Here is a 13253-nt window from a genome sequence, read left to right on the forward strand (position 1 = left end):
TGATTTACCGAATGATTTTTTTGATCTTTGACAGGAAGACGACGCCTACCCATCGTTCATGCGTCGTTGCTCCAATTTCAGAAAATCAACGAAGGCACGAAGCGGTACCGGCATGTGCCGGCGGCTGGCATAATAGAGAAACGGGCCGGGAAATGCAGTATTCCATTCCTCAAGAATGGGAATGAGGTCACCGCTTGCGATCTGCGGCGAGATGAATTCCCTGAAGGTCCTGATAATGCCGAGACCCTCCAAGGCGGCGCTGCGTTCGATATCGACCGAATTGCTGGCGAGAACCACGGGCGGCGAGATGACGATCGTCTCGCCCTCCCTTTCGAACTCCCAGGGAAAGGCCGAGCTGCCTAGGAAACGGTGACGGATGCAGCGATGGTCGAGAATGTCGCGCGGATGACGAGGCGTACCATTCGCGGCAAGATAGGCCGGCGAGGCGGCGGTGACATAGCATTGCTGCCGCGGCCCGATCGGCACGGCAATCATATCCTTTTCCAGCCGCTCATCGTAACGGATGCCGGCGTCATAGCCGCCCGCCAGCACGTCGATAAAACTGTCTTCGGCGACGATTTCGACCGAGATGCCCGGATAAGTCTTCAGGAAGCGGTTGATGATCCCGGGCATGATGACCATGGCAGCCACGGTCGGTACATTGAGCCGTAAAGTCCCGCCGGGACTGTCGCGGAATGTGTTGATATCGTCGAGCGCGGTGGCGATTTCGCCCATCGCCGGTCCCAGTCGCTCGATCAGCCGCTCGCCAGCCTCTGTCGGCGTGACGCTGCGGGTGGTACGGTTGAGCAGACGCACACCGAGCCGCTCCTCAAGCCGCCGCAGCGCCTCGCTTAGTGACGATGCGGAGACGCGGCGCTTACGTGCCGCCTCACGAAAACTGCGCTCACGAGCCACCGCGGCAAAGGCATCGAGATCAGCAAGGGGCAAATCATTCATTATGCGAAATTCCAAACAACCTGTTTCAATTTAAATGGATTATCGCACAACAAACGCCGGAGTAAACAATCTCGAAGACGCCCTTTGGAGAGCGCCGCCGATGAAGGAGAACTGAAATGCAGATGCATCAATTGGGTAGGACCGGTCCCGAAGTATCCGCCATCGGCCTCGGTTGCATGGGCATGTCCGGCATGTATGGACCCTCCGACCGCGCCGAAAGCATTGCGACCATTCACGCCGCGCTAGATGCCGGCATCAATCTGCTCGATACTGGCGATTTCTATGGCATGGGCCACAATGAAATGCTGATCGGCGAGGCGATCAAAGGACTGAAGCGCGACGATTTCCTGCTGAGCGTCAAATTCGGCGCGTTGCGCGATCCGGCCGGCGCCTGGTCGGGCTATGATGCGCGTCCGGCCGCGATCCGCAACTTTCTCGCCTATACGCTGCAGCGCCTCGGCGTCGACCATATCGATATCTACCGCCCTGCCCGCCTCGATCCGAACGTGCCGATCGAAGAGCAGATCGGAGCCATGGCCGATCTGATCAAGCAAGGCTACATCAGACATATAGGCCTCTCCGAAGTCGGCGCCGACACCATCCGCCGTGCGGCAGCCGTGCATCCGATCGTAGATCTGCAAATCGAATATTCGCTGATCTCGCGCGGCATCGAGGACCAGATCCTGCCCACGTGCCGCGAACTCGGCATCGGCATCACCGCCTACGGCGTGCTCTCCCGCGGCCTGATCAGCGGCCATTGGCAGAAGGATGCGGCGCAGAAGGGTGATTTCCGCTCCTTCAGCCCGCGCTTCCAAGCAGGCAACGTCGAAAAGAACCTGGAACTGGTGGAAGCACTGCGCCAGATCGCCGACGCCAAGGGCGTCAGCGTTGCGCAGATCGCCATAGCCTGGGTCGACGCCCAAGGCGAGGACATCATCCCCCTCATCGGCGCCCGCCGCCGCGATCGCCTGACCGAGGCGCTCGGCTCGTTGTCCGTCGAATTGTCTGAAGCGGATTTCGCCGCGATCGAACGCGCAATCCCAAAGGACGCCGCTGTCGGCGGTCGTTATCCGGAAGCGCAATTGATGCATATGGACAGCGAGAAATAGGTGGCTAGCACCTTCTCCCCGGCGGGGAGAAGGTATTCCCCTTTAAACCGGATTGTTCAGCGTATCGCAGTCGCTGAGCTTACCGGATTGGAAGCCTTGCTTGAACCATTTCACGCGCTGCGCCGAAGTGCCGTGGTTGAAGCTATCCGGAACGACATATCCCTGGCTGCGCTTCTGCAGCGTATCGTCGCCGATCTGCTGTGCGGCATTCAGCGCCTCTTCGAGGTCGCCTTCCTGCAGAATGCCTTTCTGCTGAGTAAACTTGCCCCAGATGCCGGCAAAACAATCGGCCTGCAGCTCGATGCGCACGGACATTTTATTCGCATCCACCTCGCTCATGTTTTGGCGCGCCTGATTGAATTTCGGCAGAATACCAAGGAGGTCCTGAACATGATGGCCGACTTCGTGCGCTATCACATAGGCCTGCGCGAAATCGCCGGATGCGCCGAATTGATCCTTCATCTGCTGGAAGAAGGCCATGTCGAGATAAACCTTCTTGTCACTCGGGCAATAGAAAGGCCCGGTCGCGGCCGATGCCGTGCCGCAGGCTGACGGGAAACGGCCTGAGAACAGCACCAGTTTCGGATCGGTGTAGGTCTGCCCCATCGACTTGAAGATGCCGGTCCACGTGTCTTCCGTATCGGCAAGCACCGTTGCCACGAACTGCTTCATCTCGTCATTGGCCGGAGGGGCGTTGCCGCCGCTGGAATCGCTCTGCTGGTAGCCCGGCCCGCCATCCAAGGCGCCGCTTTGCTGCAGAAGCCCTATGACGTCGACGCCCATGGCCTTCAGCACCAGGAAAATCACCACCAGAATGATGATGGTGCTGATGCTCAAACCGCCGCCGCGCCGCATGCCGCCGCCGGGGAAGCCCATGCCGCCACCGCCGAAGGGACCACCTCCCGAACCGCCGTCCATCGGCGATGAGCCACGCTCATCCTCGATATTGTCGGATTGCCGACGTCCTTTCCAATCCATATTGCACCTCCCGGCGATGCACCGATTCAATGTTCGCTACGTTCTTTATATATCCGCGAAGACGCGCTGTACCAGTTGCTCGTGAGGATAGAATCGGAACTTGCATCGGCATATCCGAAAGCAACTCCGGCGTCCGCTTCCGGATTCCTGTCGATTCCGCGATTTATGGGGTTCCGTTTGCAAATACATTTGCCTATAAGCCGCTTCTAGCCTGAAAAGACTTGCCCATGCGCCCCGGCCGGTGATCTCCCACCCTGGCCGGTTTTTCGCGCAACGAAAAAACGGATGAGAGCCCATGCCGAAGCGCCAAGATATCAAATCGATCCTCATCATCGGCGCAGGACCGATCGTCATTGGCCAAGCTTGCGAGTTCGATTATTCCGGCACGCAGGCCTGCAAGGCGCTCAGGGAGGAAGGCTATCGCGTCATCCTCGTCAACTCCAATCCAGCAACGATCATGACCGATCCGGGCCTGGCGGACGCGACCTATGTCGAGCCGATCACGCCGGAAGTGGTCGCCAAGATCATCGCCAAGGAACGCCCCGATGCGCTGCTGCCGACCATGGGTGGCCAGACCGCGCTCAACACGGCGCTGTCGCTGAAGCGCATGGGCGTGCTCGACCGCTATAATGTCGAGATGATCGGCGCTAAGCCGGCCGCAATCGACATGGCCGAAGACCGTGCTCTTTTCCGCGAAGCAATGGCCCGCATCGGCCTTGAAACCCCGCGCTCGATGCTGGCGAACGCCACCGACATCAAGGATGCCGACCGCAAGACGCATGAAGCCGAGCGTACCAAACTGAAGGCGCAGCTTTCCGGCGATGAACTCGACAAGGCACTGGACGAGCTGGAAAATCAGTGGAACCTCGGCGAAAGCGACCGCAAGCAGCGCTATATGAACCACGCCATGGCAGTGGCCGCCCAGGCGCTCGATCATGTCGGCCTGCCCGCAATCATCCGTCCTTCGTTCACGCTCGGCGGCACCGGCGGCGGCATTGCCTATAACCGCTCGGAATTCTTCGAGATCGTCAGTGGCGGTCTCGATGCTTCGCCGACCACGGAAGTGCTGATCGAAGAATCGGTGCTCGGCTGGAAGGAATTCGAGATGGAAGTGGTCCGCGACAAGGCGGACAATTGCATCATCATCTGCTCGATCGAAAACATCGATCCGATGGGCGTTCACACCGGCGATTCGATCACTGTCGCCCCGGCATTGACGCTGACGGACAAAGAATACCAGATCATGCGCAACGCCTCGATCGCGGTTCTGCGCGAGATCGGCGTCGAGACCGGCGGCTCGAACGTGCAGTTTGCCGTCAATCCGGAAGACGGCCGTCTCGTCGTCATCGAAATGAACCCGCGTGTGTCGCGCTCCTCCGCGCTCGCCTCAAAGGCCACCGGATTCCCGATCGCCAAGGTCGCAGCCAAGCTCGCCGTCGGCTACACGCTGGACGAACTGGAAAACGACATCACCGGCGGCGCGACACCAGCATCGTTCGAACCGTCGATCGATTATGTCGTCACGAAAATTCCGCGCTTCGCCTTCGAGAAATTCCCGGGCGCCTCGCCGGTGCTGACCACTGCGATGAAGTCGGTCGGCGAAGTCATGGCGATCGGCCGCACCTTCGCGGAATCGCTGCAGAAGGCGCTTCGCGGCCTGGAAACCGGCCTCACCGGTCTCGATGAGATCGAAATTCCTGGCACCGAAGAGGGCGAAGGCAGCCAGAATGCCATCCGCGCCGCCATCGGCACGCCCACACCCGATCGTCTGCGCATGGTCGCCCAGGCACTGCGCCTTGGCATGAGCCCGGAAGAAGTGCACGAGGGCTGCAAGATCGACCCGTGGTTCATCGCCCAGTTCAAGGCGATCGTCGACATGGAAGCGCGCATCCGCGAGCATGGCCTGCCGGAAGATGCATCCAACCTGCGCATGCTGAAGGCCATGGGCTTCGCGGACGCACGCCTTGCGACGCTGACCGGCAAACGCCCGAAGGAAGTTGCGGAACTGCGCAACCGGCTGAATGTCCGCCCGGTCTTCAAGCGCATCGATACCTGCGCCGCCGAGTTCGCCTCGCCGACCGCCTATATGTATTCGACCTATGAGACGCCTTTCGTCGGCGCCGCCCGCACGGAGGCGCAGGTTTCCGATCGCAAGAAAGTCGTCATCCTCGGCGGCGGTCCGAATCGCATCGGCCAGGGGATCGAGTTCGACTATTGCTGCTGCCACGCCGCGTTCGCGCTGAAGGATGCCGGCTATGAAGCGATCATGATCAACTGCAACCCGGAAACCGTCTCGACCGACTACGATACGTCGGACCGGCTCTATTTCGAGCCTCTGACCGCCGAAGACGTGATCGAAATCCTGCGCGCGGAGCAGGAAAAGGGCGAAGTGGTCGGCGTCATCGTCCAGTTTGGCGGCCAGACACCGCTGAAGCTCGCGGAAGCGCTGGAAAAGAACGGCATCCCGATCCTCGGCACCGCGCCGGACGCGATCGACCTTGCCGAAGACCGCGATCGCTTCCAGAAGCTGCTGATGAAGCTCGACCTCAATCAGCCGAACAACGGCATCGCCTATTCGGTCGAACAGGCCCGCCTTGTCGCTGCTGAAATCGGCTTCCCGCTGGTGGTGCGCCCGTCCTACGTCCTCGGCGGCCGCGCCATGCAGATCATTCATTCGGAAGGCATGCTGCAGACCTATCTTCTCGACACCGTGCCGGAACTGGTGCCGGAAGATATCAAGGCCCGTTATCCGAACGACAAGACCGGCCAGATCAACACCCTGCTCGGCAAGAATCCGCTGCTGTTCGACAGCTATCTCGCCAACGCCATCGAAGTTGACGTCGACTGCCTTTCCGATGGCACCGACGTCTACGTTGCCGGGATCATGGAGCATATCGAAGAGGCCGGCATCCACTCGGGCGACTCGGCGTGCTCGCTGCCGCCGCGCACGCTGTCGCCTGCCATGATCGATGAGCTGGAGCGCCAAGCGAAAGCCATGGCCAAGGCGCTGAACGTCGGCGGATTGATGAACGTGCAGTTCGCCATCAAGGACGACACGGTCTACGTGCTAGAAGTCAATCCTCGCGCCTCGCGCACCGTGCCCTTCGTCGCCAAGACCATCGGCGCCCCGATCGCCAAGATCGCCGCTCGCGTCATGGCCGGCGAAAAGCTGGACGCGACCTTCGCCGCCTATGGCGAAAAGCCCGATCCGCGCAAGCTGAAGCACATTGCCGTCAAGGAAGCCGTCTTCCCCTTCGCCCGCTTCCCCGGCGTCGACACCCTGCTGGGACCGGAAATGCGCTCGACCGGCGAAGTCATCGGTCTGGATACGGATTTTGCACTGGCCTTCGCCAAGTCGCAGCTCGGCGCCGGCGTTGAACTGCCGCGTGACGGGACTGTCTTCGTCTCCGTTCGTGACGACGACAAGCCGCGCGTTCTGCCCGCCATCCGCATGTTGACCGAGCTGGGCTTCAAGGTGCTCGCAACCGGCGGCACCCAACGTTTCCTCGCCGAAAACGGCATTGAAGCGACGAAGATCAACAAGGTGCTGGAAGGCCGCCCGCATATCGAGGACGCTATCCGCAATCGTCAGGTCCAGCTCGTCATCAACACGACCGACAGCAACAAGGCGATCTCCGACTCGAAATCGCTGCGCCGCGCGACTCTGATGCAGAAGGTGCCCTATTACACCACTATGGCCGGCGCCGAAGCCGCCGCGATGGCGATTAAGGCACTGAAGGCCGGCAACCTCGAAGTTCGGCCTCTGCAGAGCTACTTCTGAGACCTGTTTTCATGATGACGGGGCCGCATATAGGCTTCGTCATCACTTGCGCCAACGCTCGCTCCTTTCGTCAGAAAGGACAGGCGTGCTATCGCTGTAGCCGCAAGAAGAATTGCCGACGCTGATCCAGGCAGCGAGTAACGGCCAAGACCAGACTCACCATAAGTCGCCGAATTTTCTGGAAATCGGCTGTCGCAATCTGCTATAGATGACAGGATAATGGCTCTGTATGGTTCCGAAGTACCGCTTCGGGACCTGTTTTCTTTTGTGTCTGCGACAGAGCAACGCAGGGAATGAAGGATAAGAAAAATGGTTGAAAAGGTACCGATGACGCAGAACGGGTTCGTCAAGCTGCAGGAAGAACTGCGCTGGCGTCAGCAGGAAGAGCGCCCGCGAATCATCGAGGCAATTTCGGAAGCTCGCGCCCATGGCGATCTTTCCGAAAACGCCGAGTACCACGCCGCCAAGGAAGCACAGAGCCATAATGAGGGCCGCATCACCGAGCTTGAAGACCTCACGGCACGCGCCGAAGTCATCGACCTCACCAAGATGTCCGGTTCGAAGATCAAGTTCGGCGCCAAGGTGAAGCTCGTCGACGAGGACACCGAGGAAGAGAAGATCTATCAGATCGTCGGAGACCAGGAAGCGGATGTGAAAGCCGGCCGCATCTCCATCTCCTCGCCGATTGCCCGTGCGCTGATCGGTAAGGAAGTCGGCGATTCCATCGAGGTCAACGCGCCCGGCGGCGCCAAGGCCTACGAAATCCTTTCCGTCTCCTGGGGCTGATCGCCCGTGCGCGATCGCGACGTATCGCACTCGAGCGATCTCAGCGAAATCGAGGTCATCGCGACGAATTTCAAACGCCGGCTCTCCGGCGTTACCTCGACGATCGTGCAATTGATCCCGAAACAGCTCGAGCTCGGCTGGCATATCGCCACGCTCGGGCCGGGCTTGCCGGAAGACCTGCCGAAGCTTGGTTGGGCGCGCATACCCGGCCTCTGGGTAAAGCCCCGCCGCCACCGCGTTCGCGTCTGGCATGCCCGCCGCAACAACGAGATGCTGGTCGGGCTGTTGCTGCGCTCCGTGCTGCGCATGCCGCTGAAGCTGGTTTTCACGTCGGCCGCCCAGCGTCGCCACACCGCCTATACGCGTTGGCTGATCCGCCGCATGGATGCCGTGATCGCCACGAGCACACGCTCCGGCAGCTTCCTGCAGGTGCCGCACACCGTCATCCAGCACGGCATCGACCTCAACATGTTTCATCCGCCGGAAGTGCCGCATGATCGCATGGCCGCCACCGGCCTGCCCGGCACCTATCTGATAGCCTGCTTCGGCCGCGTCCGCCATCAAAAGGGGACGGATCTCTTCGTCAAGGCGATGATCGAGCTTCTGCCGCGCTATCCGGACTGGACCGCCGTTATCTGCGGCCGGGTAACGGCTGAGCATCGTGGCTTTGCGGACGAATTGGTGAAGATGGTAGCCGCCGCCAGCCTCAACGACCGCATCCGCTTTCTCGGCGAAGTCGACGATATCAGGCCCTGGTATCGCCGCGCGACGCTTTATGTCGCCCCTTCCCGCAACGAAGGTTTCGGCCTGACTCCGCTGGAGGCCATGGCCTCGCGCACCGCCGTCGTCGCCTCCGACGCAGGTGCCTATGCCGAGCTGATCGTACCCGGCGAAACCGGCGCGGTCGTGCCCGCCGGCGATGGCGAAACGCTGACGAAAGCCATCGCTTTCTATCTCGCCAATCCCGAAGAAGCACTTAGCCAAGGCGAAAATGCCGTGCGGCACGTCCGCAGCGAGTTCGCCTTGGAAAAGGAAGCAACGGCGATCGGCGACATCTATCGGCAGTTGCTCGGCGGCGCCCGCTGAATTGACGGCCTATTGGCCAAGATTGATGCGGTTGCGCGCGATGAAATCAATCATCGCCCGATCCTCGACCAGATCTTCCTCGAGGCTTTTGACGATCGAGAGAACCTTATCCCGGTATTTGGTCGGCGACGCGTCGTAGGACCATCCGCGCGCCAGCTTGGCCATCAGCTCTTCACGGGATTTGGTATAATAGTGATTGAGCTGCAGGAACCGGTTCGAATAGAAATCCGGCGATTTTCGTGCGCGGCGCGTAAAACGCTTTCCGGCGTCGTTCGCCGTCAGATCACCGAATCCCCGCGTCTGAAACTGGTGCACGGTGACTTCCGTCACTTCGCAGGGATCAACGATGCACTTGAAATTGCTTACATTTTCCTTGTGCGTCATCGGGTCGGCACCACGCATCGTATAGTTCAGCGTTAGAGGACCATCAGGGCGCTTCTCGTGACCGCTCGTCGCGAACATATGCCATGGCAGCGAGACATTTGGAAAATCGCCGACCGCCGCCAGCGCCTGTTCGACCGTTTGCCCTTCCTTTGGCAATAGGAATTCATCGACATCGATGAAGGCCATCCAGCGATATGAGCCGCCGAAATTGAGGATGGCGTGGGCGAAGACAATGACCTGACCGTTCAGCGTCGCCTCGGTGGAGGCGTCTATCATGCGGCCAGCCCAAGGGATGATTGTCAGCGTGTCGGCATCGAGAAGGTCGCGCAGGATGGCAGGAGTTCCATCCGTCGAACCATTGTCATAGATATAGAAGTGACGAATACCGACGGCGCGGTGGAAACGCACCCATTCCTCGATATAGCGCGCCTCATCCTTGACACAAACGGCAATCGCGATGCCGTGCCGACCCTCTTGCGGCTTTGGCGGATCGATTGCAAGCCGCTTCGCATCCGATACCTTGGGCTTCAGCCAACCCATGCGTCCATTCCCCGCAATTCACATGATCGATACGGCGGCAAAGCGCGCATCATAACCAAATCCATGCTTCAACAGCGCCGAAACCGGCGAATAATTGACAAATGTCACGCCTCGCTCCGCGGCGATTTCCTTGGCCAGAACGAAGTGTTCAATGATACGGCCCTCAGCCGCAGCGATACCGGAAAAAGCGGTTTCATCGCTGGTTTCGTAAAAACGCGGCTCACCGGCATTGGAAATATCGATGCCCAAGAAGCCGATCGTTTTAGGCGAGCAATAAAGCGCGAACTGCAGTGCCGACACGGCCACCGAGCCACCCTGGAATACACCGCAATCCGGCGCGACGGAAAAACCGGCGGAGCCAGTTGCATTGAGCCGCACGAAATTGAGCTTCCTGATGTCATCCATGGAGCGGCGGCGCGCACCATAAGGCTTGCGGATATCATCGATCAGAATGACCGTCTTATCCGCCAACCAACGACTGTCGAGTTCCGAGAGCGCCCTGAGCACGGCAACTGAAAACAGGCAAATCGTTTCGGACTTGATCCTGCGCCGCATCATCTCGGAATGCCGCCAGACGAAACGCTCGTCCTCCACGGCGATCGCAAGCGGCTTGGCAATCTGCTCGCCGCTCAACCCGATAGCGCCGTTCAGCAGGATGGCGCTGCCTTTCTCAAGCCCGGTCAGATCGCAGTCGCGGATCGATGGACCGGAGCCGACGACATGGATGATCTGGCCGGCATCTTCGCGCAAACGATCGATGGAAGAAAGGACCCCGACTTTGGTACGGTGGTGATACACCTCACCTACACCGTTCCCCCGCACGATGTTGAGCCCTGGAAACCAATCCTGCGCATGCGCCCGCGAACCGCCGAGCAGCAGGCGCGCGCCGGTCTTGATAAGGGATCGGTGCCAGGGGCGATCCGCCATGCTCTAGAGCTCCACCAGCCCGAGTTTCTTCACCTGCCGGATGGTCAGCATAGTGCGTACGGTGTCGACATGCTCGTTCGCCGTCAGCACCTCGATGACGAAATCCTGGAACCGGGTCAGGTTTTCGGCGACGCAATGCAGCAGAAAATCGCTGTCGCCGGAAACCATCCATGCCTGCCGCACCAGTGGCCACTCCGCCGTCACGCTGGCAAAAGCTTTGAGATTGGCTTCGGACTGATGCTTGAGACCGACCATGCAGAAGGCGACGAGATCGAAGCCGAGCTTCGGGCTGTTCAGCATCGCATGATAGCCCTCGATGACACCAGCCTCCTCCAGCTTGCGCACCCGCCGTAAACAGGGCGGCGCGGAGATGCCGACGCGGTCAGCGAGTTCGACATTGGTCATGCGCCCGTCGCGCTGGAGTTCCCGCAAGATCTTGATATCGATGGCGTCGAGTTCAGCCCGCAGCACGTTTCTTGCCTTTCTTTAATTCCCAACCGGCAGCTTCTATATAAAGCGGGAAAATACGCAAGAAAGTTTCCCAAGCGTAACCGAATCTTACACAAAGCAGATTTGCTCTGTTAGTAATGCAAGGCTGCCCTTGAATAAATGCATGCGACAATCATAAATGAGGCGGCGGATCGCGAAATCGCCTGCTTTTACCCGTTTGAAGCCGCGGCTTCCGAAGCGCTTAGATTGAAAGGACTTCTTATGCCTGCCCGCCATACCAAGGTGCTCATCATCGGTTCCGGCCCTGCCGGCTATACGGCCGCCGTCTATGCCGCGCGCGCCATGCTGAAGCCGGTTCTGATCGCTGGACTTGAACAGGGCGGTCAGCTCATGATCACCACGGATGTCGAAAACTATCCAGGCTTTGCCGATCCGATCCAGGGCCCGTGGCTGATGGAGCAGATGCTGCTACAGGCTCAGCATGTCGGCGCGGAGATCGTCAACGATCTCGTGACCGAAGTCGATACTACGCAGCGCCCCTTTGTTGCGCGCACCGACAGCGGTCAGGTCTGGACTGCCGACACGCTGATCATCGCGACCGGCGCCAAGGCCAAATGGCTGGGCATTGAAAGCGAACAGCATTTCCAAGGCTTTGGCGTTTCCGCCTGCGCCACCTGCGACGGCTTCTTTTATCGCAACAAGGATGTGATCGTGGTTGGCGGCGGCAATAGCGCCGTCGAGGAAGCGCTCTATCTTTCCAACATCGCCAAGTCGGTCACCGTCGTGCATCGTCGCGATTCGTTCCGTGCCGAAAAGATCCTGCAGGAGCGCCTGTTCGCGAAGGCAAACATCAAGGTCCTCTGGAATACCGAGGTTGCTGAAATCACCGGCACGCCGGCCAAGCCGCCGATGCCACCATCGGTTTCCGGCGCACGCCTACGCGACACCCGCACGGGCGTTGTCACCGACGTAACGATCGACGGCATCTTTGTCGCCATCGGCCATGCGCCGGCGACCGAACTCTTCAAGGGCAAATTGAAACTCAAGGATAATGGTTATCTCTGGACCGCCGCCGATTCGACTGCGACCAGCGTCGAAGGCATCTATGCCGCCGGCGATGTAACAGACGATACGTTCCGGCAAGCGATCACGGCAGCGGGGATGGGCTGCATGGCAGCGCTTGAGGCGGAACGCTACTTGACCGGGCATATGCCCGTCGCCGTAGCTGCGGAGTGATGCAGCCGATGAGGGGAAACGGCATGCCATTGGATTGGGACAAGCTGCGTATCTTTCACGCGGCTGCCGAAGCGGGCTCATTCACGCACGCGGCGGATAAATTGCATCTGTCCCAATCCGCGATCAGCCGCCAAGTCAGCGCTCTGGAGCAGGACGTCGGCATCAAGCTTTTCCATCGTCATGCCCGCGGCCTGATCCTGACCGAACAGGGCGAATTGCTGTATCGCACCGCACATGACGTTCTCTTGAAACTTGAAACGGTCAAGATGCAATTGACCGAAACGACTGATAAGCCGAGCGGCAAGCTGCGCGTAACGACCACCGTCGGCCTCGGCCAGGGCTGGTTGACCGACAAGATTCAGGAATTCCTGCAGCTTTATCCCGATATGTCGATCCAGCTCATCCTCGACAACGAGGAGCTGGACGTGAACATGCGCCATGCCGATTGCGCCATCCGCCTGCGCCAGCCGCAGCAATCGGACTTGATCCAGCGCAAGCTTTTCACCGTCCACATGCATGTCTACGCGGCGCCCTCTTACATCAACCGCTATGGCGAACCGCAGTCGGTGGAGGCTCTGGACGAGCATCGCATCATCAGCTTCGGCGAACCGGCACCGAACTATCTGCTCGATGTCAACTGGCTGGAGATTGCCGGCCGCTCGTCGGACAACAAGCGCATTCCGCATCTGCAGATCAACAGCCAGACATCGATCAAGCGCGCCTGCCTGCTCGGCATCGGAATCGCCGTTCTGCCGGACTACATCGTCGGCCGCGATCCGGGACTCATCCAGCTCGCGATCAATGCGGACGTGCCGTCCTTCGACACCTATTTTTGCTACCCTGACGAAATGAAAAACGCCGCCAAGCTCAAGGTTTTTCGAGATTTTATCGTCGCCAAGGCGCGGAATTGGAACTTTTAGTTGAGCTAAAGCTCTGCGAAACAAGCCTTTTTTGCTGTAATATACCTGTCACGCGTATGACGCATAGCTGATATGCACAAAACAGAGTTGAAGCCTGCC

General features: G+C 59.6%; 11 protein-coding genes. 6 read left to right on the plus strand and 5 right to left on the minus strand.

Annotation, left to right across the window (positions count from 1 at the left end; all coding sequences use genetic code 11):
- Positions 1–45: 45 nt before the first annotated feature.
- Entirely contained in the window at positions 46–957 is a 912-nt protein-coding gene (locus K290_RS0109060; protein ID WP_028751620.1) for a LysR family transcriptional regulator, read from the minus strand.
- 116 nt (positions 958–1073) lie between these two features.
- On the opposite strand from K290_RS0109060, the gene K290_RS0109065 reads away from it, so the two are divergent.
- Positions 1074–2066, plus strand: coding sequence for an aldo/keto reductase (locus K290_RS0109065; protein ID WP_028751621.1), 993 nt, complete (start codon positions 1074–1076; stop codon positions 2064–2066).
- Positions 2067–2108: 42 nt separating this feature from the next.
- Here the strand turns inward: K290_RS0109065 and ypfJ are convergent, their stop codons facing one another.
- Complete coding sequence (gene ypfJ / locus K290_RS0109070; protein WP_028751622.1) at positions 2109–3044, minus strand: KPN_02809 family neutral zinc metallopeptidase; 936 nt, start codon at positions 3042–3044, stop codon at positions 2109–2111.
- Positions 3045–3339: 295 nt separating this feature from the next.
- Between ypfJ and carB the strand changes: the two genes are divergently transcribed.
- From carB to K290_RS0109085, 3 genes are all read left to right on the plus strand, one after another.
- On the plus strand, positions 3340–6825 hold the full coding sequence (gene carB, locus K290_RS0109075) for a carbamoyl-phosphate synthase large subunit (RefSeq protein ID WP_028751623.1): 3486 nt from the start codon (positions 3340–3342) through the stop codon (positions 6823–6825).
- A gap of 309 nt (positions 6826–7134) precedes the next feature.
- A complete protein-coding gene (gene greA, locus K290_RS0109080; protein WP_028751624.1) occupies positions 7135–7611 on the plus strand; it encodes a transcription elongation factor GreA in 477 nt (158 codons plus the stop codon).
- A 6-nt stretch (positions 7612–7617) separates the two neighbouring features.
- Positions 7618–8697, plus strand: coding sequence for a glycosyltransferase family 4 protein (locus K290_RS0109085; RefSeq protein ID WP_028751625.1), 1080 nt, complete (start codon positions 7618–7620; stop codon positions 8695–8697).
- Positions 8698–8706: 9 nt separating this feature from the next.
- Here the strand turns inward: K290_RS0109085 and K290_RS0109090 are convergent, their stop codons facing one another.
- Genes K290_RS0109090 through K290_RS0109100 form a run of 3 tightly spaced genes read right to left on the minus strand, consistent with a single transcriptional unit; the run spans position 8707 to position 11019 of the window.
- Positions 8707–9621, minus strand: coding sequence for a glycosyltransferase family 92 protein (locus tag K290_RS0109090; protein ID WP_028751626.1), 915 nt, complete (start codon positions 9619–9621; stop codon positions 8707–8709).
- A gap of 18 nt (positions 9622–9639) precedes the next feature.
- Positions 9640–10548: a glycosyl transferase gene (locus K290_RS0109095; RefSeq protein WP_028751627.1), complete on the minus strand. Its 909-nt coding sequence runs from the start codon at positions 10546–10548 to the stop codon at positions 9640–9642.
- 3 nt (positions 10549–10551) lie between these two features.
- Positions 10552–11019: an Lrp/AsnC family transcriptional regulator gene (locus K290_RS0109100; protein ID WP_028751628.1), complete on the minus strand. Its 468-nt coding sequence runs from the start codon at positions 11017–11019 to the stop codon at positions 10552–10554.
- Positions 11020–11259: 240 nt separating this feature from the next.
- Here K290_RS0109100 and trxB point away from each other — a divergent pair, with 240 nt between their 5' ends.
- The gene (gene trxB / locus K290_RS0109105) at positions 11260–12234 is read left to right on the plus strand and encodes a thioredoxin-disulfide reductase (protein ID WP_028751629.1); all 975 of its coding nucleotides are present in this window, start codon (positions 11260–11262) and stop codon (positions 12232–12234) included.
- A gap of 23 nt (positions 12235–12257) precedes the next feature.
- Entirely contained in the window at positions 12258–13154 is an 897-nt protein-coding gene (locus K290_RS0109110) for a LysR family transcriptional regulator VtlR (RefSeq protein ID WP_028751630.1), read from the plus strand.
- Positions 13155–13253 lie beyond the last annotated feature (99 nt).

It is taken from the genome of Rhizobium leucaenae USDA 9039 (assembly GCF_000426285.1).
Lineage (GTDB): Bacteria > Pseudomonadota > Alphaproteobacteria > Rhizobiales > Rhizobiaceae > Rhizobium > Rhizobium leucaenae.